The 23,398-nt window shown below is 65.4% G+C and carries 22 protein-coding genes; 16 read left to right on the top strand and 6 right to left on the bottom strand.

Annotation, left to right across the window (positions count from 1 at the left end):
- The first annotated feature begins 4 nt into the window (after positions 1-4).
- From QX126_RS20405 to QX126_RS20370, 8 genes are all read left to right on the top strand, one after another.
- Positions 5-898, top strand: coding sequence for a TRAP transporter substrate-binding protein (locus tag QX126_RS20405; protein ID WP_315783242.1), 894 nt, complete (start codon positions 5-7; stop codon positions 896-898).
- Positions 899-933: 35 nt separating this feature from the next.
- Positions 934-2,949: a HAMP domain-containing methyl-accepting chemotaxis protein gene (locus tag QX126_RS20400; protein WP_315783240.1), complete on the top strand. Its 2,016-nt coding sequence runs from the start codon at positions 934-936 to the stop codon at positions 2,947-2,949.
- Positions 2,950-3,008: 59 nt separating this feature from the next.
- A complete protein-coding gene (locus QX126_RS20395) occupies positions 3,009-3,701 on the top strand; it encodes an alpha/beta family hydrolase (RefSeq protein WP_315783238.1) in 693 nt (230 codons plus the stop codon).
- Between the two features lie 104 nt (positions 3,702-3,805).
- On the top strand, positions 3,806-4,288 hold the full coding sequence (locus tag QX126_RS20390) for a hypothetical protein (RefSeq protein ID WP_315735090.1): 483 nt from the start codon (positions 3,806-3,808) through the stop codon (positions 4,286-4,288).
- A 137-nt stretch (positions 4,289-4,425) separates the two neighbouring features.
- Complete coding sequence (locus QX126_RS20385) at positions 4,426-4,614, top strand: hypothetical protein (protein WP_315735088.1); 189 nt, start codon at positions 4,426-4,428, stop codon at positions 4,612-4,614.
- 153 nt (positions 4,615-4,767) lie between these two features.
- Positions 4,768-5,769 (top strand): ABC transporter substrate-binding protein, encoded by a 1,002-nt coding sequence (locus QX126_RS20380; protein WP_315783236.1) that lies wholly within the window; start codon positions 4,768-4,770, stop codon positions 5,767-5,769.
- A 42-nt stretch (positions 5,770-5,811) separates the two neighbouring features.
- Positions 5,812-6,585: an ABC transporter ATP-binding protein gene (locus QX126_RS20375; protein ID WP_315783234.1), complete on the top strand. Its 774-nt coding sequence runs from the start codon at positions 5,812-5,814 to the stop codon at positions 6,583-6,585.
- Positions 6,578-7,405 carry an ABC transporter permease gene (locus QX126_RS20370; protein ID WP_315783232.1) on the top strand — a complete coding sequence of 276 codons (828 nt, stop codon included), beginning with the start codon at positions 6,578-6,580 and terminating at the stop codon, positions 7,403-7,405. The genes QX126_RS20375 and QX126_RS20370 overlap by 8 nt, the downstream gene beginning before the upstream one ends.
- Positions 7,406-7,414: 9 nt before the next feature.
- Here the strand turns inward: QX126_RS20370 and gtdA are convergent, their stop codons facing one another.
- A complete protein-coding gene (gene gtdA, locus QX126_RS20365) occupies positions 7,415-8,452 on the bottom strand; it encodes a gentisate 1,2-dioxygenase (RefSeq protein ID WP_315783230.1) in 1,038 nt (345 codons plus the stop codon).
- 100 nt (positions 8,453-8,552) lie between these two features.
- Between gtdA and maiA the strand changes: the two genes are divergently transcribed.
- Both maiA and QX126_RS20355 read left to right on the top strand, forming a co-directional pair.
- Entirely contained in the window at positions 8,553-9,185 is a 633-nt protein-coding gene (maiA, locus tag QX126_RS20360; RefSeq protein WP_315753993.1) for a maleylacetoacetate isomerase, read from the top strand.
- Complete coding sequence (locus QX126_RS20355) at positions 9,175-9,684, top strand: MarR family transcriptional regulator (RefSeq protein WP_315735076.1); 510 nt, start codon at positions 9,175-9,177, stop codon at positions 9,682-9,684. The genes maiA and QX126_RS20355 overlap by 11 nt, the downstream gene beginning before the upstream one ends.
- A 38-nt stretch (positions 9,685-9,722) precedes the next feature.
- On the opposite strand, the gene QX126_RS20350 is transcribed toward QX126_RS20355, so the two are convergent.
- The 3 genes from QX126_RS20350 to QX126_RS20340 all read right to left on the bottom strand — a co-directional run bounded on the left by QX126_RS20350 (position 9,723) and on the right by QX126_RS20340 (position 13,538).
- Positions 9,723-11,336 (bottom strand): benzoate-CoA ligase family protein, encoded by a 1,614-nt coding sequence (locus tag QX126_RS20350; protein ID WP_315783229.1) that lies wholly within the window; start codon positions 11,334-11,336, stop codon positions 9,723-9,725.
- Positions 11,333-12,472 carry an FAD-dependent monooxygenase gene (locus tag QX126_RS20345; protein WP_315783227.1) on the bottom strand — a complete coding sequence of 380 codons (1,140 nt, stop codon included), beginning with the start codon at positions 12,470-12,472 and terminating at the stop codon, positions 11,333-11,335. The genes QX126_RS20350 and QX126_RS20345 overlap by 4 nt, the downstream gene beginning before the upstream one ends.
- 112 nt (positions 12,473-12,584) lie before the next feature.
- Complete coding sequence (locus QX126_RS20340) at positions 12,585-13,538, bottom strand: RimK-like protein (protein WP_315783225.1); 954 nt, start codon at positions 13,536-13,538, stop codon at positions 12,585-12,587.
- Positions 13,539-13,825: 287 nt separating this feature from the next.
- Here QX126_RS20340 and QX126_RS20335 point away from each other — a divergent pair, with 287 nt between their 5' ends.
- The 6 genes from QX126_RS20335 to QX126_RS20310 all read left to right on the top strand — a co-directional run bounded on the left by QX126_RS20335 (position 13,826) and on the right by QX126_RS20310 (position 19,929).
- Positions 13,826-14,599: a ferredoxin--NADP reductase gene (locus QX126_RS20335; RefSeq protein WP_315735067.1), complete on the top strand. Its 774-nt coding sequence runs from the start codon at positions 13,826-13,828 to the stop codon at positions 14,597-14,599.
- A gap of 209 nt (positions 14,600-14,808) precedes the next feature.
- Positions 14,809-16,374 carry an acyl-CoA synthetase gene (locus QX126_RS20330; protein ID WP_315783223.1) on the top strand — a complete coding sequence of 522 codons (1,566 nt, stop codon included), beginning with the start codon at positions 14,809-14,811 and terminating at the stop codon, positions 16,372-16,374.
- A gap of 216 nt (positions 16,375-16,590) precedes the next feature.
- A complete protein-coding gene (locus QX126_RS20325) occupies positions 16,591-18,216 on the top strand; it encodes an FMN-binding glutamate synthase family protein (RefSeq protein ID WP_315783220.1) in 1,626 nt (541 codons plus the stop codon).
- Between the two features lie 81 nt (positions 18,217-18,297).
- Positions 18,298-18,984, top strand: coding sequence for an RNA polymerase sigma factor (locus tag QX126_RS20320; protein ID WP_315783219.1), 687 nt, complete (start codon positions 18,298-18,300; stop codon positions 18,982-18,984).
- Positions 18,985-19,080: 96 nt separating this feature from the next.
- On the top strand, positions 19,081-19,602 hold the full coding sequence (locus QX126_RS20315; protein ID WP_315783216.1) for a DUF4142 domain-containing protein: 522 nt from the start codon (positions 19,081-19,083) through the stop codon (positions 19,600-19,602).
- A gap of 9 nt (positions 19,603-19,611) precedes the next feature.
- Positions 19,612-19,929 carry a cupredoxin family copper-binding protein gene (locus tag QX126_RS20310; RefSeq protein WP_315783214.1) on the top strand — a complete coding sequence of 106 codons (318 nt, stop codon included), beginning with the start codon at positions 19,612-19,614 and terminating at the stop codon, positions 19,927-19,929.
- A gap of 11 nt (positions 19,930-19,940) precedes the next feature.
- Here the strand turns inward: QX126_RS20310 and QX126_RS20305 are convergent, their stop codons facing one another.
- Positions 19,941-21,242 (bottom strand): nitrate/sulfonate/bicarbonate ABC transporter ATP-binding protein, encoded by a 1,302-nt coding sequence (locus tag QX126_RS20305; protein WP_315775643.1) that lies wholly within the window; start codon positions 21,240-21,242, stop codon positions 19,941-19,943.
- Positions 21,243-21,257: 15 nt separating this feature from the next.
- Positions 21,258-22,991, bottom strand: coding sequence for an ABC transporter permease subunit (locus QX126_RS20300; RefSeq protein ID WP_315783212.1), 1,734 nt, complete (start codon positions 22,989-22,991; stop codon positions 21,258-21,260).
- Positions 22,992-23,398 lie beyond the last annotated feature (407 nt).

Below are 23,398 nucleotides of genomic sequence, written 5' to 3'. Positions count from 1 at the left end.
GCGAATGGTGTCGCTGGTCTTCAACTCGCAGATTCAGAACCCGCAGCAGATCGGGTCGGACGAATTTCGCGTGAAGCTGCAGGCGTTGGCCGGCAAGCGGCTCATCATTGATGAGCGTGCGGGCAACGCATTCGGCAGCGAGGCGGCGGTGCTGGCTGCGACCCGGAGCGGCGCGGTGGACGTGGCCGTGGTGTCCGGCGGCATCGCCAGCGCGGTCGTTTCCGAGCTTGGCGTCTTCGACATCCCGTTCCTGTTCCGTGACACCGCGCATGCCAAGGCGGTTGCGCAAGGGCCGGTCGCCGCCGCGATCGGCGCCAAGTTCGCCGACAAGGGACTGGTGCTGCTGGCGCTGGGCAAGCAGGGCTTTCGCAATCTCACCAACTCGAAGCGTCCGGTCCGTACCGTCGATGACGTCAAGGGCCTCAAGATCCGCGTGATCCCCAATCCCGTCTACCAGATGACCTTCAAGGCGCTCGGTGCCGACGTGATGCCGATGGATTTTCCGCTGGTCTATGCAGCGCTCAAGGACGGTCGTCTGGACGGTCAGGAAAATCCGGTCGCCACCATCGCGGCCAATCGCTTCGACGAGGTGCAGAAATATCTGACGCTCACCGGCCATTTCTTCGCGCCGATCGCCTTCGTCGCCAACCGCGCGATGTTCGATCATCTCGATGCGGCGGACCGTGACGCGCTGGTTGCCGCCGCCAAGGCGGCTGCGGAGGTCACTTGGCAGGCCCAGCTCGATGCGCAGAAGCTCGATGAGCTGCGCAAGGGCGGCATGGAGGTGATCGAGACGTTCGATCGCAAGACCTTCGTCGATGCGGTCAGGCCGCTCGATCCCGACTTCGAGAAGCGCTTCGGCAAGGAGCTGCTCGCCACTATCAGGTCCACTCCGTGAAACAGCCGGGCAAATCGATGAAATTGTCTTCTCTGATGTCTTGGATCGGTGTCCGCCCGCGAATCTTCGGCGGCTTTGCCTTGATCCTGAGCTTCCTGGTGTTGCTCGGCGGCTTCGCCATGATCCAGGTCGGGCGCATCGGCGGCACCGTGGACGAACTCGTCACCAGCGCGGCCGGGGACGCCGGCATGTCGCAGGTGCGTGCCGCGCTGCTCGCTGCCAACGGCGCGGTTGAGAGATTCATCCGTACCTGGAACGTCGGTGACAAGGATGCGGCCAGCAAGGCCATCGACGCCGTCGGCGGTCTCGCCGATCAGGTCGAGAAGCAGTCCGGCAGGCTGAAGGTGCTGGCTGACGGCATGGGCCCGGTGCGAAGCGCGCTGGCGGCCTATCGCTCATCGTTCGCTGCCGCGGCCGAGGCCGTGGACCGCCTGCGCGCGGCGACGACCAAGACCGACGCATTGGGCGCCGTCGCCGGAATCAACATGGGCGGCATCCAGGTTGCCCTCGCCAATCGCGCGGGCAGCGAGCCGTTGATGAATCCGTTGCGTCTGGCCAGCGTCGTCGACGCGGTCCGCATCGCGGTGATGCGCTATACCAACACGTTGTCGAATGGCGATGCCGACGATGCCAGGCTCACCTTCGTCTATGCGAAGCTCGCGATTGCCGATGCGGAGGCCGAGATCGCGGGTGTCGATGATGCCAAGCTGAAGGCGCTGGTTGCTGCGCTGAAAGAGGCTCTCACGGCGGATGCGGCTGCGCTCGAGGAGGTGATCAAGGTGGCCACTGACCTGCGCGCCAAGCAGGCGGAGCTCGCCAAGGCGAGCGCCTCGATCGATACCCAGGTCAGCCGGATCAACCAGCAGCTCGGTGCGGCGCGCGCAGAGCAGGCCGCGAGGACCGGCGTCGCGGTCGAAGATACCAAGCAGACCATCATCGTGACGGCAGCCGCAGCCGTGATATTCGGAGCGGTGCTGGCCTGGCTGATCGGCGCCAGCGTGTCGAACCCGATCCGCGGCATGACCGACCGCATGCAGTCGCTGGCGGCCGGCGAATTGGATCAGCCGATTCCCGGCGGCGAGCAGCGCGACGAGATCGGCCGGATGGCGCGCGCCGTGGAGATTTTCCGTGACAATGCGCTTGCTGTACGCCGCATGGAGCAGGAGGCCGCGGCACAGCGTGAAGCTGCGGAGGCCGAGCGCGCCCGCATGATGTCCGATCTGGCTGGTCGATTCGAGCAGGGCATGCAGGGCGTCATCACCGGCGTCGGCGGGCGTGCGACCGAGATGGGCGAGAGCGCCAGCGAGCTGGCGCGCGTCGCCGAACGCGGCCGTGGCCTTGCGGAAGCGGTCGCCAGCCGGGCCGAGCAGGCCTCCGTCAATGTGCAGACCGTGGCCTCGGCGACCCAGGAGCTCGCGGCCTCGATCAGGGAGATCTCCTCCCAGGTCCAGCGCTCGGTCACGGTGTCGACCCGGGCCACGCACGAGACGCAGCGGACATCCGAGCTGATCGACGGGCTGTCCAGCGCGGCGGAGAGGATCGGCACCATCGTGCAGCTGATCCAGGCGATCGCGAGCCAGACCAACCTGCTGGCGCTCAACGCCACCATCGAGGCGGCGCGCGCCGGCGAGGCCGGCCGCGGCTTTGCGATCGTCGCGAGCGAGGTGAAGAACCTCGCCTCGCAGACCGCGCAGGCGACGGAGCAGATCTCGAGCCAGATCGCGACCATCCAGAGCGCGACGCAGGAGACGGTCGGCGCGATCGCCCAGTTCGGCACGACCGTGCGGGAGATTGCCGAGATCTCCAATGCGATCGCCGCCGCGGTGGAGCAGCAGGGGGCTGCGACCAGCGAGATCGCCCGCAACGTCGAGCAGGCGGCCAGCGGCACGGCGGCGGTCACGCAGGAGATCGGCGACGTGCGTAACGTGGCCGGGCAGACCGATGCCGGCGCTGAAGCTGCGCTGGCGGCGGCCGCCGCGCTGCAGCAGCAGGCCGCTTCGCTGAAGAGCAATGTCGCCGACTTCCTGCAGACGATCCGGACCGCGGCCTGAGCTGCAAAGTCGGTGGCGACTGGAGTTGACGCAAGGAGCGCAGGCTCACACTCTGCGGCATGACCGAGCACCAGCCGCGTTCCCTCACACTTCCCATCGACGGCGCGGGCGTCGTGTCCGCGCTGTTCATGTCTCCGGCGGAGGCGCGCGCCTGCTTCGTGTTCGCCCATGGCGCGGGCGCCGGCATGACCCACGTCTTCATGAACCAGGCGGCCGCAAGCCTCGCTGCACGCGGCATCGCGACGCTGCGCTTTCAGTTTCCCTACATGGAGAAAGGCAGCAAGCGCCCGGATCCGCCCGCGCTCGCCCACGCCGCGGTGCGGGCTGCCGTGGCGGAGGCCGCGCGGCTCTGTCCGGGGCTGCCGCTCGTCGCGGGCGGCAAGTCGTTCGGAGCGCGCATGACGTCGCAGGCGCAGAGTGCAGCGCCGCTGCCAGGCGTGACCGGGCTCGCCTTTCTCGGCTTTCCGCTTCACCCCGCCGGCAAGCCCTCCATTATGCGCGCCGATCATCTCGCTCCGATCGAGGTCCCGATGCTGTTCCTGCAGGGGACGCGCGACAAGCTGGCGGAGATGGAGCTGCTCGCGCCCGTCGTGAAGCGGCTGGGACCGCGCGCGACCGTGCATTGGATCGATCAGGCCGACCACGCCTTCCACGTGCCTGCGCGCTCCGGCCGGAATGATCAGGCCGTCATGGAGGACCTGACGGAGGCGTTTGCGGCGTGGCTGGAGACTCTGGAAGCGCGTGCCGGCTGACGCGCCGAGCGCCTCTTTCGGAGAAAAATGGCATGAGAACAAAAATAGAACTTCTCCGTCACCAGAGGTTGAGGCATAGTTATAATAAAAGGGAGGGGAGTTCGATGAGGTCGGCAGTGTTGGCGGTGTCGGTATGCGCGCTCGGCGTGCTGATGCTCTCTGCAGCTCCGTCGCGCGCCGATGCCAGGCTCACCGGCATGGTGGTCGTGAAGGGGACTTGCCAGAAGCTCATCGTCGCGGGAGAGGATCGCAGCTCCGAATGCAAGGGCGCGCTGCTCAATACCGACTATGACGATCAGCGCACCGGCTTCTACTTCACCTTGCTCGACGGCAGCGTGGTCACGTTCTCGAACCGCGGCGATCTGCAGGAGCAACCCGGACCGGACAAGTTCGTCACGCCGGTCGATATGATGATCATTGGCCAAAGTCGGAAGACGATCAACAAGGTGACGGCGAAGGGGCAATGCCGTCACGGCAATCCCTTCAAGGGACCCGACCTGATCGAATGCACGGCCGACAGCGAGATCGGCCGCTTTGAAGGGCTATTTCTGTCCAATGGGGAGAAGCCAGTGATGCAGACCTTCTGAGGCCGTCACCTCTGTGCGCAAGCAGGATGAGCCAGCAGGAGAGCTCGTCGCTGCGTCGCCGGTCGTCACTCGCCACCGTACGGTCTACGCGGCAAATCCGGCCTGCTCGGCAATATCCACTTTGTCAGAGGATCGTGATGAGAAAGACAGCTTCATCCGTTTGGCTGCTGGCCCTCGGCGCGGCGAGCCTGCCGGCCAAGTCGGTCCGTGCAGAGGATGGATTGAAGGGGATCGAGACGTTTCACGGCGCCTGCAAGAAGCTCACGGTCGCGGAAGGACCGGACCGCCGACTGCAAGGGCGTTTAGCTCAACACGCGTTACCGTGATGGACGAGCCGGCTTGGAGCAAGACGCCCGTCCTCTGAGGCTGCGATCTCCCGACTCCCGAAAATTTGGCGCGACATCAAGCTCGAAATATTGCAACAAGTCGGCGTCGTGGGTGAGGCCGGGTGTGCGGGTCGCCAGATCTTGGAGAGTGTGATGTTCCGATACGTTGGCGTCGTCCTGGGGCTGCTCTGGAGCCTCGTATCGATCAGCACCGCGCTGGCCGACGACGCCAAGCTCCGGATCGGCGTTCTCCGGCTGTCCTCGTCCGCGCCAGTGTTCATCGCGTTGGACAAGGGCTACTTCCGCGAAGCTGGCCTGGACGTCGAGCTGAAGTTTTTCGATGCAGCGCAACCGATCGCCGTGGCGACGGCCACCGGCGACGTCGATGTCGGGGTGACCGCCTTCACCGCAGGACTGTATAACCTCGCAGGCAAGGGCGCGTTGAAGATCATCGCCGGCATGAGCCGTGACCGCCCCGGGTTTCCGCTGATCGGCTACTTCGCCAGCAACAAGGCTTACGAGGCAGGTCTCAAGGCGCCGAAGGATATTGCCGGCAAGCGCGTGGCGATGACCCAGGTCGGGTCGAGCTTTCACTATTCGGTGGGACTGCTGGCCGACAAATACGGCTTCAAGCTCGCCGACGTGAAGATCGTGCCGCTGCAATCGATGTCCAACATGTCGGCGGCAATCAAGGGTGAGACCGTCGACGCGGCGCTGATGCCGGTTTCCGTCGCGCGCAAGCTGATGGAGGAGGGCGCCGTCAAGCATCTTGGCTGGGTTGGCGACGAGACGCCGTGGCAGGTCAGCGGCGTGTTCGCGGGGCCGAAAATCTTGGCCAACACGGCGCTGGTCGGCAAGCTGCTGGCGTCGCTTCAGCGCGCCGAGCGCGAGTATCATGATGTCGTGCTCGCCTCGGTCAAGGACGGCACTGCCGCGATCGACGTCAAGACCAGGCCATTGCTGGAAATCATCGGCAAGTACACCAACCTGCCGGTCGAGCAGGTGGTCGGCAATTGCGCCTATATCGATCCTGACGGCAAGCTCGATGTGAAGAACATCGACAGCCAGATCAAATGGCTGCAGGCGCAGGGGTTCGCGGACCAGGGCTATGATGCGGCCGCGATCATCGCCAAAGACCTTGTGAAGCCGGATTGATGAAGGCGGGCGCAGCGCGGAACTGCAGCGGGATCGCCTGACATGGACCTGATCGCCGAGACCATCAGCCATCGTTTCGACGCGCTCGAAGTGCTCGATGGCGTATCATTCACGGTCGGAGCCGGCGAGGTGGTCGCCGTCGTTGGGCCGTCCGGCTGCGGCAAGAGCACGCTGCTGGCGATCCTCGGAGGGTTGTTGCAGCCGAGCAAAGGTCAGGCGCTGCTGCGCGGAGCCCCGCCGCCCGGCAGCCTCAATCCCCTGACGTTCGTGTTCCAGGACTTCGCGCTGCTGCCGTGGGCAAGCGTCGCCGACAATGTTGCCTTTCCGCTCCTCCATACGTCCTTGTCGGCGCAGCAGCGCGCCGTCGCCGTCGACGATGCGTTGCAGCGGACCGGGCTGGCAGACTTCCGGACCGTCTATCCCAAGCAGTTGTCGGGCGGCATGCGCCAGCGGGTTGGCATTGCCCGGGCGCTGGCGGTCCGCCCGGCGATCCTGCTGATGGATGAGCCGTTGTCGGCGCTGGACTCGCAGACCCGCGAGCTGCTGATGGAGGACTTCGTCGATCTGCTCGCCGACGGCACCATGGGCGCGGTCTATGTCACGCATAATCTCGAGGAGGCGGTGCGGCTCGCCGACCGCATCGTCGTGCTGTCGCGTCGTCCTGGCCGCATCCGGAAGGTCGTCAGCGTCCCGGCGACGCGGCGCTGCCGCGGCGATACCGGAGTACGCGCGCAACTGCTGGACCTGCAGAACGAGCTCTGGGGACTGATCCGGACCGAGGCGATCGATGCCGAGCGCGAGGTTCAGAATGCTTGAACGCTCCCCGGCCGAATCGCCTGAGGTCGTCGGCACGCAGGCCCGGAAGGTGCCGTTCCGGGGCGGCGGCTTCACGCCGGCCGCAAGCCGCTGGGCCGGCTGGCTCGCGCTCGCGGCGGCTCTCGGTCTGTGGCAACTGATCGGCAGCGTCGCCCTGGTCAATCCCTTGTTCCTGCCGACGCCGCTGATGATCCTGCGTGCCCTGTATCGATTGGCCGAAAGCGGCGCGCTCTGGCAGCATGTCTCGGCATCGTTCGTACGCATCGTATCCGGCTGGGCGCTCGGCACCGCCACCGGCATCGTCGTCGGCTTCTCGATCGGGCTGTGGCGCATTGCGCGCAGCATCGGCATCACTTTCGTCTCGGCGCTGTTTCCGATTCCGAAGATCGCCGTGCTGCCGCTGCTGATTCTTTGGCTCGGCATCGGCGAGCAACCGAAGATCGCGACAATCGCGCTAGGCGTGTTCTTCTCGACCACGATCTCGGTCTATAGCGGCGTCGACGCGGTGCCGCGCAACCTGATCCGCATGGCGCAGAGCTTCGACGTGCCGTTCCCGACCATCGTCCGCCGCGTGATCTGGCCCGGGGCGCTGCCCTCGATCCTCGCCGGTTTCCGCATCACCGCGTCGGTGGCGTTGATGCTGGTGGTCTCGGCGGAGATGATCGGCGCCGAGACCGGCATCGGCACCTTCGTGCTGCAGGCCGGCAATCTGATGCAGACCGATCAGCTGATGGCGGGGATCCTGATCCTGTCGCTGTTCGGTCTCGCCGTCGGCCGGCTGATCAGCATGCTCGAAGCGCGGCTCCTGCGTTGGCGCTGATCGGCCCCGTCACGCGTTGCCGCGATCCTCGCGGAACAGGTCGAGCTTCTCCTGCACCGGGCGATCCGAGAACGAGAACAGCACCGCATCCTCGTCCGGCTCATGGCTGACCCATTGCCAGCTCGGAACGACGAACAGATCGCGCGGTCCCCATTCGAAGGTCTGGTCGCCGATGCGGCTGCGGCCCTTGCCTTCGATCGCGGTGAACACGGTCGCGTCGGTCGAGCGATAGCGCGCAGTCTTGAAGCCCTTCGGCAGCAGCTGGATGAAGGTGCCGATCGTCGGCATGGCGAAGTCGCCGGTCTCCGGATTGGAGAACTTCAGCTTCAGCCCGTGGCACGCATCCCATTCCTCGCTTCGCTTGGCGCTCTCCAGCGCCTCGCGCGTGTAGGAATAGGGATAGTTGAAGATCGGCGACGTCCGCGATCTGCGCTTGGCGTCGACCGGCAGCAGGTTGTGGCCATAGCGGGCGAAGCTGTCGCCTGAGGGGCGTGCGACCTTCTGCTGATCCTCCTGCGCGCCTTGTGCGAAGGAGGCGTCGAGGAACTGCACCAGGGGAATGTCGAGGCCATCGAGCCAGAACATCGGCTCGGAGGTCTCGTTGCCGTGATCGTGCCAGGTCATCGACGGCGTGATGATGAAGTCGCCCGGCTTCATCAGGGTGCGCTCGCCCTCGACGGTCGTGAAGGCTCCCTTGCCTTCCAGCACGAAGCGCAATGCGGACTGGCTGTGCCGATGGGCGGGTGCAACGTCGCCGGGGATCACCATCTGAATGCCGGCATAGAGCGAGGTGGTGATCTTGGACTGCCCACGCAGGCCCGGATTCTCCAGGATCAGCACGCGCCGCTCGGCCTCCTTCGCCGTGATCAGACGCCCGGCCTCAACCATGTAGTCGCGTATCGCCGCGAACTGCCAAAGATGCGGACGGCAGGCGCTCTTCGGCTCGGGCGTGATGAGATCGCTCATCACGGTCCACAGCGCCGTCATGTTTTCGCCGTCGATCTTCTTGTAGAACGCCTCGCGTTCCGGGGTCGAAACTGCGGCCATGCGCGCCTCCCGATCAGATGTCGTTATTGATTGACAGTATACTGTCAATCCCGCTACCGTCAATTGCGACCAGAGCTATCAATTCGGGAGGACTGCCATGATGAAGCTGCACGGCTATTTCCGCAGCAGCGCATCCTATCGCGTGAGGATCGCGCTCAATCTCAAGGGTCTCACGGCCGAGCATCTGCCGCATCACCTCCGCAAGGGCGAGCAGCGCGCGCCCGACTATCTCGCGCTCAACCCGCAGGGCTTCGTCCCGACCCTCGAGGACGACAGCGGCGCCGCGTTGATCCAGTCGCTTGCGATCATCGAATGGCTCGATGAGACCCATCCCGAGCCGCCGCTGCTGCCGAAGGATCCGTTGCGCCGCGCCCAGGTCCGTGCCTTCGCGCAGGTGCTCGCCTGCGACACCCATCCGGTGCAGAACCTGAAGGTGCTGGCGCGGCTCCGGGAACTCGGCCTGCCCGAGGACAAGGTCACGGCCTGGGCCGGCTGGGCCAACCGCGAGGGGCTCGCTGCGTGCGAAGCGCTGATCAGGCATGAGCCTGGCCCATTCTGCTTCGGCGCGACGCCAACCTTGGCCGATCTCTGCCTGGTGCCGCAGCTTGGCAATGCACGCCGCTTCGGCGTCGATGTCGCAGCGTTCCCGCGCCTGCTGCAGGCCGAAGCCGCGGCGAAGGCGTTGCCGGCTTTCGCCGATGCTGCTCCGGAGCGTCAGGCCGATGCCGAGTAGGCCGCCCGACATCACGATGGACGCAGTCTACACCAAGCCGGGCTATCTGTTCCGGCGGATGCAGCAGATTGCGGTGTCCATTTTCGTTGAGGAGTGCCGCGAGTTCGACCTGACGCCGGTGCAATATGCGGCGCTGGTCGCGATCCAGACGCACCCGGGCATCGATGCCACCAGGTTGTCGGCGGTGATCGCCTTCGACCGTTCGACGCTCGGCAGCGTGATCGAGCGGCTGGAGAGCAAGGGTCATATCGAGCGCAGGCCGTCGGCCGAGGATAAGCGCGTCAAGCTGCTTTATCTGACCAGGACAGGTGGCGCGCTGCTCCGAGCGATCATGCCTGCGGTCGATCGCGCCCAGGCCCGCATGCTGGCGCCGCTGAAGGCCGCGGATCGCAAGATGCTGATGGCGTTGCTGGCGCAGCTCGTCGATCTCAACAACGAGGTCTCGCGGGTGCCGCTGCGTGCCGAGGATGCGCTTGAGCATCTCGGCAAGACCGGCTGATCGCGGAAGTCCGCGGTTGTCGGGCGGAAGGCATAGGCTCACAGCCGCATCACCGCCTGACGGTCGATCTTGCCGGTGCCCGTTTTCGGTAATTCGTCGATGAAGACGATCTCACGCGGATATTTGTAAGGCAGCAGCTTCGCCTTTACGTAGTCCTGCAGCGCCTTCGTCATTGCCGACGCGTCGTGCGATCGGCCATTGGTTACCACCACGGCCTTCAGGCTCATCCGCCGATCCGATAGCTCATGCGCGAACACGGCGCATTCCCTGATATCGGGATGCTCGGCGAGGCAGAGCTCGACCTCGAGCGGATAGACCCATTGGCCGGAGATCTTGACCAGGTCGTCGGCGCGGCCGCGGAAGAAATGGAAGCCGTCGGCATCCCGCACGAAGCGGTCGCCGGTGTAGATCCAGCCGTCGTCGCGGATCGTCTCCGCGGTCTTGTCCGGACGGTTCCAGTAGAGCGGCGTGTTGGAGTCGCCGCGTACCCAGAGAATGCCCTCTTCGCCGGTGGCGACCTCGCGTCCTTCGCCGTCGCGCAGCGCGATCTCGTAGCCGGGAACGCGCAGTCCGGCGGCGCCGAGCTTCTTGCGGTCCTCGCGGTTCGAGAGATAGACGTGAAGAACCTCGGTCGAGCCGAGACCTTCGACGATCTCCAGGCCGGTCAGGCTCTTCCAGCCGTTGAAGACCTCGGCCGAGAGCACCTCGGCCGCGGAGACCGCGAGCCGCAATGACGAGAAGTCCGCCTCCTTCGCACCCTCAGCCTTGGTGAGCGCGGTGTAGAGCGTCGGCAGGCCGAAGAACACGGTCGGACGGAAGCGGCCGATCGCATCGAAGATGGCGGCGGGCTTCGGCTGGCCCGGCAGCAGCAGCGTCGTCGCTCCGGCCGAGAATGGAAAGGTGATCGCATTTCCGAAGCCGTAGGCGAAGAAGATCTTGGGCACCGAGAAGCAGACGTCGTCCGGCTTGAGCCGCAGCACGTTGCGGGCGAACGCCTGCTCGCTATAGGCCATGTCATGCTGCAGATGGACGATGCCCTTGGGACGTCCGGTCGAGCCGGACGAATACATCCAGAACGCCATCTCATCGCGGTGCGTGTCGGCCTCTGGCAGCTGATCGGCGAAGCCTGGCAGCCACGCATCGACCGCGACCGTCGTTGCGGCGGCGGTAGCCGGCACCGCGCCATTGACGACGACCAGTGTGCGCAGCGCGGTCTCGGCGCAGGCCTGCGCGTCGAATCGTGCGGCAAACTCGGCATCGGCGACCGCGACCTTGGCGCCGGAATCAGCGAGATAGAATTGCAGCAGATCCGGCGGCGTCAATGTGTTGATCAGCAGCGGCACGAAGCCGGCGCGTACCGCGCCGAAGAACGCGGCCGGATAGGCCGGTGTATCGTCTAGGAACAGCAGGACACGGTCGCCGCGGCTGAGCCCGAGCGCGGTGAAGCCGTTGCCCCAGCGGCAGGCGTCGGCGCACAGCTCGGCATAGCTGCGCGGACCAGCCGGGCCGATCAGCGCGGGCTTGTCCGCGTTGCCCTTTGCGAGATTGTCGAACAGCACGCGGCCGGCATTGTAGCGGGCGGGAATCGCGAAGCCGATCTCACGCGCGCCGGCGCTGTCGCGCGGAACGTGGTCGGCGATCTCTCGCGTCATACGCGTGCTCCCGTGTTCCGAGATGCCTCGTAGCGGGCCATGAACTGCGGGGCCATGGCTCGCAGCCGCGTGTCGTCGATGCGGCCGGACCGGGTGATATAGCTGTAGGCAAATTCCATCAGGCCGAGCGTCATGTGCGCCGGGAAGGACTCGTACCACTCGGCGCTGGTCCGGGCCGCCGCCACCAGCTTCTTCACGATCGGCTGCCGCTCGGCCTGATAGCGGGCGAGGCCATCCGAGAGGCAGGTCTCCGCATCGAGCGCCTTGGCGAGCGCGATCGCATCCTCGATCGCCAGCCGCGTCCCGGAGCCGATCGAGAAGTGGGCGGTATGCAGCGCGTCGCCGATCAACACCATGTTCCGGTGCCACCAGTGCTCATTCCAGACCCAGGGAAAATTGCGCCACACCGACCGGTTGGAGACCAGCGCGCGACCGTCGAGCGTGGCGGCGAACACCTGCTCGCAGACGCGCCGGGATTCGTCGACCGACATCTCGGCGAAGCCATAGGCGTGCCACGTGGCGCGATCGCATTCCACCAGGAACGTGCTCATGTCCGGCGCATAGCGATAATGGTGCGCGTTGAAGCTGCCGCGGTCGGTCGCGACGAAGGTCTGCGACAGCGTGGCAAAGGTCTTCGACGTGCCGTACCAGGCGAACTTGTTGCTGGAGTAGGAGACGGAGAAGCCGAAATCGCCTTCGAAGCTGCGGCGAACCAGCGAGTTCAGTCCGTCGGCAGCGACGATGAGGTCGTAGCCTGCGAGCTGATCCAGCGACTGGATGATCGTGCCGTAACGGGCCACGACGCCGACGCTTTCGGCGCGCGCCTGCAGCAGCTTCAAGAGTTCGAGCCGGCCGATCGCAGAGAAGCCGACGCCGTCGATCTCGACGTTCTCGCCACGCAGATTGAGCGTGATGTTGCGCCAGCCTTCCATGTGCGGCGCGATCGCGTCCACGGTGTCGGGATCGTCGGCGCGCAGGAATTCGAGCGCCTGATCGGAGAACACGACGCCAAAGCCCCAGGTCGCCCCGGCCGGGTTCTGCTCGAACAGATCGACCACGGCGGCGGGGTGCCGCTTCTTCCAGAGATAGGCGAAATACAGCCCGCCAGGGCCGCCGCCGAGCACGGCGATGCGCAAGGGCGTCCTCCACATTGACAGTATACTGTTTAGTTTGGATCGGAGACTAATCCCTCATTTCGATCGAGGCCAGGGAAATCTTATTGCTGAAGATCGAGCCGGCGGCCGCACGTCATCCCGACGGACTTCTGCCAAAGATCGCGTCGAGTGCGGCGATATAGGTGCTTTCGACCAGCTCCGGCGCATGCCGGCCGAGCGCCTCCATCTTCACGCCCGAATTGATTTCAAGCACCTGCCAGCGCCCATCGGCCAGCACGAGGTCGACCGATGCGTAGCGGATGCCGATGACGCGTGCCGCCGCGGTCGCGAGCGCGGCACAGAGGTCCCGCTGCGCGCCTGGTTCGAGCAGCTCGGGGTGAGCTCCGAACTCGAGATTGTGCCGCCAGCTCAGCAGGCGCTGCTCGCCGCGCGGCACGATCGCGCGCAAGGCCGACGCGTCGAATTCCGCATCGAGGCGCCGCAGGAGCTGTGCGTGCCCCGTGGCCGGAGTCGCCGACAGCGCGAGATCGAGCAGCGGCTGCACGCCGTCGCCGGTCACGGTGGGGCGCTGCTTGCGGTAGACGATCATGGACGCGTCATCGAGCTGCACGACACGGACTTCGTCAACGATGTCCATGAGCGGTGCGATCGCAACGTTCGCGCCGGTCCCGAAGATGCGGTTCGCTGCGCGCAGCAGTTCATCCTTTCCCGTGACGCGGACCACCATCCGTCCAGAGGTACCCTCGTTGGGCTTGACCACCAGCCCGCGCGGATACGTTTCCAGCAGCGCCAGCGCGGCCTCGGCCGTCTGCCCGGGCTGGCCGCTAAGGGCCGGAGCAAGAAAGAACGCGTGTGGAACCGCGGCAATCCCGTCGGCTCTCAGCAGCGCCGAGGTCGCCGCTTTGTCACAGGCCAGTCTGTGCGCCACCGCACTGTTCAGGCCGAGATCATAGCCGAAGATCAGGTGACGCCGGTTGGCATCCTCGAGCACCAGCAGCCAGCCGTCCTCCCGCACGTCGAGCGCGATGCCTCGTTCGACGCAGTAGCGGGTGATGGCGGCGAGCTGGGTCTGCGGATGGTTAATCATTGCTCAAGGATTGGGCCAGGATGCGGAATTAAAGTGCTGGAAAATTGGAATCTCGGCAAGTAAATTACCCTTATCGTTTGTGTACGAACGAACGGCCGATCGAGGCGAATCCGGGCATCAGCCGGCATGCATTTGATCGTGATCAATGGTGCGTCCATGCGGGTTGATTATTCGCTGTTTTCACGTACATCAGGCGCCGAAATCGCTGGATCTATAGGGTTTTTGCGGTCCTGCCTCCGTCACGACTTGTTTCTTCCAACTTCAGCCCACGTGAAAAAACAAACGACATGAGCGCGTTCTATAAAGAGAAAGTTCTTTCCGTTCACCACTGGACGGACACCCTGTTCTCCTTCCGAGCCACCCGCGATGCGGGCTTCCGCTTCCAAAATGGTCAGTTCGCGATGATCGGCCTCGAGGTCGAGGGCCGCCCGCTGCTGCGTGCCTACAGCATGGCCAGCGCCAATCACGAGGAGGAACTCGAGTTCTTCAGCATCAAGGTGCAGGACGGTCCGCTGACCTCCCGGCTGCAGCAGATCAAGGAAGGCGACACCATCCTGGTCGGCCGCAAGGCGACCGGCACGCTGATCCCCGACAATTTGCTGCCCGGCAGCCGGCTGCTGCTGCTGTCGACCGGCACCGGCCTTGCCCCGTTCGCCAGCCTGATCAAGGACCCCGACGTCTACGAGCGGTTCGAGAGCATCGTGCTGGTCCATGGCTGCCGCCAGGTCGCCGAGCTCGCCTATGGCGAGAGCGTCGTCGCGAAGCTGCGCGAGGATGAGCTGTTCGGGCCGCTGCTCGACGGCAAGCTGCAGTATTATCCGACCGTCACCCGCGAGCCGTTCCGTAACCGCGGCCGCATCACCGACCTGATCTCGTCGCAGCAGCTCTTCAACGATATCGGCCAGCATGAGCTCGACATCGCCAAGGACCGCATCATGATGTGCGGCAGCCCGGCGATGCTGGAGGAGCTCAAGACCATGTTCGAGTCGCGAGGCTTCCTCGAAGGCAGCGGCAACCAGCCCGGACACTTCGTGATCGAGAAGGCCTTCGTCGAGCGCTGAGCCGCCGACCCTTCGTTTGCGACTTTTCTGAAAGAGCGCCTCGACGCAATCGGGGCGCTCTTTTCGTTGGCAATATCCTCCTTGCGCGCGTCCGAGCGGCCGTGCGATTTTCGGCGCCAAGACCGGGCCTTCAGACGTCCGGCGCGAACAGGGAGGGGACTTGGATTGCCCGCGTGGCGGCCATCCCCGTGATGACAGAGGGGATGAGCATGGATTCCATCGTACGGCGACAGACGCTCGGTGATCTCCTGCGGCGGAGCGCGGCGCGGACACCGACCAAGACGGCCGTGATCTGCGGCGAGATCAGCTGGACCTACGCCGAGTTCAACGCCATCGTCGACCGCCTCGCGGCCGGCCTCGCCGCCCAGGGGGTCGGCAAGGGCGAGCGCGTCGCGATCCTCGCGCGCAACTCGCATGCCTTTGCCGCCCTGCGCTTCGCGCTGGCGCGGCTCGGCGCCGTGCTGGTGCCGATCAACTTCATGCTGAAGCCGGAGGAGGTCGCCTACATCCTCAATCACGCCGGGGCGCGGCTGCTCGCGACCGACAGCGGCTTCGCCGGCGTGGCGCGCGCCGCCAAGGCACTGGTGCCGGCGGTCGAGCAGCTGATCTGGCTGCCGTCGGAGGGCGCAAGCGAACGGCAGGGCGACATGATCGATTTTGCCGAGCTTGCGGCCTCGACGGCGCAAGTGCCCGCGGTCGAGATTGCAGGCAGCGACGTGGCGCAGATCGTCTACACCTCGGGCACGGAGTCGCTGCCGAAGGGCGCAATGCTGACCCATGATGCCGTGATCTGGCAGTATGTCAGCTGCATCGTCGACGCCGGCATCGCGGCCGAGGACGTCACCTTGCACGCGCTGCCGCTGTATCATTGCGCCCAGCTCGACGTGTTCTTCGGACCGTCGATCTATGTCGGCGCCACCAACATCATCACGGCGTTTCCGACGCCCGACAATCTGCTGCCGCTGATCGCGAAATATCGCATCACCTCGTTCTTCGCGCCGCCGACGGTATGGATCTCGATCCTGCGCTCGCCGCTGTTCGAGACCACGGATGTGTCGACTTTGCGCAAGGGCTATTACGGCGCGTCGATCATGCCGGTCGAGGTGCTGCGCGAGCTGGCGCAGCGGCTGCCCAAGGTGCGGCTGTGGAATCTGTACGGCCAGACCGAGATCGCGCCGCTGGCGACGATGTTGGGACCCGATGATCAGTTGCGCAAGCCGGGGTCTTGCGGCCGCGCCGTGCTCAACGTCGAGACGCGGGTCGTCGATGACGACATGAACGACGTCGCGCCAGGCGAGGTCGGCGAGGTCGTGCATCGCTCGCCGCATCTGATGCTCGGCTATTTCCACGACGATGAGCGCACCACCGCCGCCTTCCAGGGCGACTGGTTTCACTCCGGCGATCTCGCGACCATCGACGAGGAGGGCTACATCACCATCGTCGATCGCAAGAAGGACATGATCAAGACCGGTGGTGAGAACGTGGCCAGCCGCGAGGTCGAGGAGGCGCTCTATTTGATCCCCGAAGTGTCCGAGGTCGCCGTCGTCGGACTGCCGCATCCGCGCTGGGTCGAGGCCGTGGTGGCGATGGTCGTGGTCAAGTCCGGCTGCGAGCTGACCGAGGAGGCGGTGCTGAAGCAGGCCTCGAGCCGTCTCGCCACCTTCAAGACGCCGAAGCGGATCGTGTTCGTCGATGCGCTGCCCAAGAACCCCAGCGGCAAGCTGCTGAAGCGGCAGCTGCGCGAGGCGCATTCGGGGTTGTTCGCGCAGGGGTAAGCGGCTGCCGTCTTCGAACAGTGCATATCGGCGCCGGGAGTCTCGGAGGCCGGCCCGGCGCTGCGGCTCGATCTCGCAGCGCGGCAGTCGACAGAAGGCGGCTATCGATGATGTGATATCATCGATGGCCGATTGCGCGCGCTTGTGTAACGATTGCTTCGCGATACGCGTAGTATGGTGACACCAGACCTTCCACGAGCCGCTTCGAGGCCTCCCATGGATACGCTGCTGCTCCCGTTTTCGCCGCGCTTCATCGTGCTGACGATCTGCGCCACGGCGACCGCCCTGTTGCTGATCCTTGGTATCTACGACCGCAAAATCTTCGATCTCGTCCTCATCCCGCTCTTGATCTTCGGCGCGCTGACCTTGCTCGGCGTCCGCGATCTCATGCAGAAGAGCCACGCGGTGTTGCGCAACTACCCGATCGCGGCGCATCTGCGTTTCCTGCTCGAGGAGATGCGGCCGGAGATGCGGCAGTATTTCTTCGAGAGCGAGAAGGACGGCATGCCGTTCTCGCGCGACACCCGTGCGGTGGTCTATCAGCGCGCCAAGATGGTGCTCGACAAGCGCCCGTTCGGCACCCAGGAGGATGTCTACCGCGAGGGCTATGAATGGATGCACCATTCGATGTCGCCCAAGCCGCGTGCGGAGGAAAAATATCGCATCTCCATCGGCGGCCCCGATTGTGCAAAGCCCTATTCGGCCTCGGTGTTCAACATCTCGGCCATGAGTTTCGGGGCGCTGAGCCCGAATGCGGTGCGCGCGCTCAACGGTGGCGCCAAGCGCGGCGGCTTCGCGCACGACACCGGCGAGGGCGGCTTCAGCCCGTACCATGCCGAGATGGGCGGCGACATCATCTGGGAGATCGGCTCCGGCTATTTCGGCTGCCGCCGCCATGACGGCACGTTCGACGCCGACGCGTTCGCGCGGGTCGCAGCCACCGAGCAGATCAAGATGGTCGAGCTCAAGATCAGCCAGGGCGCCAAGCCTGGCCACGGCGGCGTGCTGCCGGCTGCCAAAGTGTCCGAGGAGATCTCTAAGATCCGCGGCGTCGCGATGGGCGAGGACTGCATCTCGCCGGCGGCGCACCGCGCGTTCTCGACGCCGATCGGCATGATGCAGTTCATCGGCGAGATGCGCCGGCTGTCGGGCGGCAAGCCCGCGGGCTTCAAGCTGTGCATCGGCCATCCCTGGGAATTCCTGGCGATCTGCAAGGCGATGCAGGAGACCGGCATCTATCCCGACTTCATCGTCGTCGACGGCAATGAAGGCGGCACCGGTGCGGCGCCGCTCGAGTTCATGGACCATCTGGGCATGCCGATGCGCGAGGGCGTCAACTTCGTGCATAACGCGCTGGTTGGGATGAACATCCGCGACCGGATCAAGATCGGCGCCGCCGGCAAGATCGCCACCGCCTTCGACATGGCCCGCGCAATGTCGATTGGGGCCGACTGGTGCAACTCGGCGCGCGGGTTCATGTTCGCGCTCGGCTGCATCCAGTCCTTGAGCTGTCACACCGACCGCTGTCCGACCGGCGTTGCGACGCAGGATCCGACGCGCGCCCGCGCGCTGGTCGTTCCGCACAAGATCGATCGCGTCTACAACTATCATCACGCGACCCTGCATGCGCTGGCCGAGCTGCTCGCTGCCGCCGGCCTGGAACATCCGCAGGACCTGCGTCCCATCCACTTCTCACAGCGGACGTCGACCACCGAGGTCTCCTCCTTCGCAAAACTCTATCCGGCGCTGCGGCCGGGTGAGCTGCTCGAGGGTACGCAGGACATCCGCTTCCGTGATGCCTGGGCGCTGGCGCGGCCTGATACGTTCGCGGCGGTGCAATGAAGCGTCTCGCGCAATCTTTTTTGGGAACCTTCCGGATCGAATTCCATCTAAGCCATGCGTGCTCAGTTGGGATGATCGGCAATGCCTTGGACCATAGCGACCACAGTCTCTGCGGCGACGACCGCCGAGGATGACCTGATCCGACGGGCAAAAGCCCGCGACGAGGCGGCCGTTCGGGCCATCCTGCAGGCCAACAACCGCCGCCTGTTCCGGATCGCCCGCGGCATCCTGCGCAACGACAGCGAGGCGGAGGACGTCGTGCAGGAAACCTATGTCCGCGCACTCACCCATCTGGACGAGTTTCGCGGCCAGTCCAGCCTGTCGACGTGGTTGGTTCGCATCGCGATGAACGAAGCGATGGGGTGGCTGCGCGGGCAGCGACCGGCATTGCAACTGGATGCGGAGCGAGAGAATAAACCTGGGGCCGAGGTGATCCAATTTCCCGCCACGTCGAGCGATCCGGAGAAGTCTGTGGCGCAGCGCCAGATCCAGGCCGTCGTCGAGCGGGCCATCGATGAACTGTCCGAGCCGTTTCGCCTCGTGTTCATCGCCCGCGTGATCGAGGAGATGAGCATCGACGAGACCGCGGACTTGCTGGGGTTGAAGCCCGAGACCGTCAAGACGCGCCTGCATCGCGCCCGCGGCATGTTGCGCGAGAACGTCGAAAAAGAGATCGGCCCCGTCCTTATGGACGCGTTTCCCTTCGCTGGCGCGCGTTGCGAGCGGCTGACGGATGCCGTGCTTGAGCGTCTGGCACGTCCGAGCTGAAGATTCTTGGGAACGTCGGCTCCCGTTTTTCATCCAATCCCTGTGCAGCCATTCATCCGCCGGCCACGAGGTCCGGCGGCACAGGAGATGAGAGCCATGTTCAAGCATATCGGCACGACGGTCGTCGTGCTCTGCCTCACGAGCAGTGTCGCGCTGTCGCAGGGCGCCAAGCTCAACGATCCGCAGATCGCCCATATCGCCTACACGGCCGGTGAAATCGACATCAAGGCGGCGAAGCAGGCCTTGGGCAAGTCCAGCAGCAAGGAGGTCAAGGAGTTCGCCCAAGGCATGGTGCGCGACCACGAGGCGGTCAACAAACAGGCCTTCGCCCTCGTCAAGAAGCTGAAGGTCACGCCTGAGGACAACGACACCAGCCGCGCGCTGTCGAAGCAAGCGAGCGAGAAGCTCGACGAACTCGGTAAACTCAAGGGCGCGGCATTCGACAAGGCCTACATCGCCAACGAGGTTGCCTACCACAAGACGGTGAACGGCGCGCTGGAAACGCAGCTCATTCCGTCCGCAACCAACGCCGAGCTGAAGGAGTTGCTGCAGACCGGCCTGAAGCTGTTTCAGGGGCACGAGCAGCACGCCGAGCACGTCGCGGCGGACCTGAAGTAGGATCAGCCGATGCTGTCGGGACGTCTCGCCTTCCTGAGTGTGGTCGTGCTTGCCGCGGTGAGCGTTCCGGCGCGCGCGGCCACGATCCGGATTACGATAGACAAGCTCGCGTTTTCGCCGGCCGTGGTTTCGGCCAGGGTCGGCGACACCGTCGAATGGATCAACAAGGACGCGCTGGCTCATACGGCTACGGCGCGGGATGGCGCCTTCGATGTCACTTTGCCGCCGAGCAAGACGGTGAGCTCGGTCCTCAAGAAGGCGGGCACGCTCGACTACTACTGCCGCTTTCACCCGAACATGAAAGCGACCCTCACGATCGCGCCGTGACGCCGCAAGGCTCAATGCGGGTTCTCCAGGCTGAAGGTTTCGGACTGCTCGTCATAGGCGAACAGCTCGGCATAGCGGCCCCATGACACGATGGTGTGCAGCGTCTCGTCGGCATAGTGCTCGGACATGTAGTCCTCGAGCTCGATGCGGAAGCGCGCCGCTGGTGCTGCGTGCGCGGGGCGGTCGTCGAGCACGCGGCGGATCAGCCCCATCAGCGGCACGTTCTCCATCAAATGCTGCGCGAACAGCTTCTTGCGTTCGTCGGTATCGAGATGGGCGAACCGCCGTCCGGCCTCGGTCAAGGTCAGATCGCCTTCGCTGAGCTGGGCGAAGCGCAAGAGCTGCAGCGCCTCGGCCAACGGAAAGATCTCGTCGACCTCGAGCTGCAGATGGCCCGCCAGCACGGGCAAGTCGGCATGCCCATTATAGGGTTCGCCGGCAAGCGTCTCGACCAGGCCGGAGATCGAGTTCGAGGACACGTGGCTCAGCACCATGCCGACGCCGGCGCTCGCGGTGCTCGGCAGCTTCGGCTCGGGCCGCTGCGTCATGCGCGCGTAGAGGCTGTCGACCAATTGGCGGAACGCCGCATCGAGCCGGTTGCGCGGATGCGGCAGGTCGACCTTGAACTCGGCGGCGACGCGGCCGGGATTGGAGGAGAACACCAGGATGCGGTCGCACATCAGCACCGCCTCCTCGATGTTGTGCGTCACCATCAGCACCGATTTGATCGGCAGCCGGCCGTCGGTCCAGAGATCGATGAGGTCGGTACGGAGTGTTTCGGCGGTCAGCACGTCCAGCGCCGAGAACGGCTCGTCCATCAGCAGGAGGTCGGGATGCACCACCAGCGCGCGGGCGAAGCCGACGCGCTGGCGCATGCCGCCCGACAGCTCCTTGGGAAAAGCGGATTCGAAGCCGTCGAGGCCGATCAGATCGATCGCCGCGAGCGCGCGCTTGCGCCGCTCAGCGGCCTCGATGCCGAGCGCCTCCAGGCCGAGCTCGACGTTCTGCAGCACGGTGAGCCAGGGAAACAGCGCGAACGACTGAAACACCATGGCGACGCCGCGCGGGGGGCCGGCGATGATCTCGCCGCGGCAGCGCGCTTCGCCGGAGGAGGGCGACACCAGGCCGGCGATGATCCGCAGCAAGGTCGATTTGCCGGAGCCGGAGCGTCCGAGCAGGCCGACGATCTCGCCGGCGCGGATCGTGAGGTCGACCTTCTCGAGCACCACGAGATCCTCGCCGCTGCCCTTCGGAAACAGCCGGCTCACGCTCTTGATCTCGATCAGCGATGTGTCTTTGACCTGGTCGCGCATGACAAATTCTCCCGGTCAGCCGAGCCGCAGCCGGCGTTCGCCGAAGGCGTAGAGCGGCCGCCACAGCAGCCGGTTGAACAGAGTGACGAGAATGCACATCACGGCAATGCCGAGCACGACGCGGGGGAAGTCACCACGCTCCGTGGCCGCGGCGATGTAGGCGCCGAGGCCGCTCGCGGTGAGATGGGTATCGCCCCAACTCGCGACCTCGGCGACAATCGCCGCGTTCCACGAGCCGCCGGAGGCGGTGATGGCGCCGGTGATGTAGTAGGGGAAGACGCCGGGCAGCACGACCTTGAACCACCAGCGCCAGCCGGTCAGCTGCAGGCTCGCGGCGGCCTCGCGCAGGTCGGTCGGGAAGGCGCTGGCGCCGGCGATGACGTTGAACAGGATGTACCACTGCGTGCCCAGGATCATCAGCGGGCTCAGCCAGACATTGGCGTCGAGGCCGTAGCGCACGATCAGCACGACGAACACCGGGAAGGCGAGGTTGGCCGGGAATGCGGCGAGGAATTGCGCCAGCGGCTGCATCCGTTCGGCGAGCTTCGGCCGCAGCCCGATCCAGACGCCGACGGGGACCCAGATCAGCGACGCCAGCGCGATCAGCACCACCACCCGCACCAGCGTGATCAGGCCGTAGCCGATCGCAGAGAGGATATCGGCGAGCGCCAGCGTTGCCGAGAGGTAGAGATAGGTCTTCCAACCGGCATAGGCGCAGCCGAGGATGACGACGGCGAGCCAGAGGCCGTCGACGAGCTGCGACGGCGGCGCGTGGCGGACGGGGCCGCTCCACGCGCGGGGCCAGTTGAGGCGCAGGTTCGAGAAAGTGCGGTTGACCGCTGCGAACGGCACCGACAGCGAGCGCAGCGCGCGGGTGCGCCGGAACAGATCGAGCATCCAGGAGGTCGGCGGATTGCCGGAGGCGGTCTGCTCGAAGCGGAACTTGTCGGCCCAGGCCACGATCGGACGGAATAGCAGCTGGTCATAGGCGGTGATCACCAGCAGCATCGTCAGCAGCGCGGCGGCAATTGCCGTGAGATCCTTCTGCTGGATTGCGAGTGCGACGTAGGAGCCGATGCCCGGCAGGGTGACCGTGGTGTTGCCGACGGTGATCGCCTCCGACGCCACGACGAAGAACCAGCCGCCGGACATCGACATCATCGCATTCCAGATCAGGCCGGGCATCGCGAAGGGCACGTCGAGCCGCCAGAAGCGCTGCCAGCCGGAGAGGTGGAAGCTGCGCGTCGCGTCCTCCAGATCCTTCGGCACGTTGCGCATCGACTGGTACATGCTGAAGGTCATGTTCCAGGCCTGGCTGGTGAAGATCGCGAACACGCAGGCGAGCTCGGCACCGAGCACCTTGCCGGGGAACAGGTTCATGAAGAACACGACGGTGAACGTCAGGAAGCCCAGGATCGGCACCGACTGCAGGATGTCGAGCAGCGGGATCAGCACGATCTCGGCGCGCCGGCTCTTGGCCGCCAGCGCGGCGTAGACGAAGGTGAACACCAGCGAGCAGGTGATTGCGAGCAGCATGCGCAAGGTGGTGCGCAGCGCGTAGAGCGGCAGGTTGGCCGGATCGAGCGAGACCGGGACCACGTCCAGCGCCGACAGCGGCTGCGTGGTCTGCTCGCCGCCATAGACGATCAGCACCATTGCGCCGACCACGATGATCAGCGCGACCACGTCCCAGACGTTGGGGCGCACGGCGTCGCGGAGCACGGTTGTCCGGAGGTCCTGAAGCATCATCCGCGTGTCTCGTCTCGTCGTCCGCAGCCGACGGCTCCGGACGTCTCCTTGTCATGGCGCTGAGGGCTGGTTCGCGCCGGCGGGGCTGCCGGCCAAATCCGCACCCTAAGTGCCCTCTGTGATGGTTTGATTTCAAGCGGCGTCTGCCGGGATCCGGCCCCGTGGTCCGGCCTATCAAAGGATACGCAGGCCGCGTCTTCACGTTCCCGCGACATCGGATGTCCGGGGTGTGCTGGTCCGTCGGCCCTCGTTGAGCGTGAGGGCGCAGGGAAGGCCGGACCTCGACTGAGGCCCGTGGCCCCCGTGCGGGAAAGAGTGCACGGGGCAGGAACCACAGATCCTATGGGGCGGCGGGTGGTCAAGAAGGGTTAGGATTGGATTTCCGAACCATCCGGCCCTCGGAGGAT

The organism is Bradyrhizobium sp. SZCCHNPS1003 (genome assembly GCF_032381555.1).
In the GTDB taxonomy this organism is placed as follows: domain Bacteria; phylum Pseudomonadota; class Alphaproteobacteria; order Rhizobiales; family Xanthobacteraceae; genus Bradyrhizobium.
This window is presented reverse-complemented; position numbering and strand designations above follow the sequence as displayed.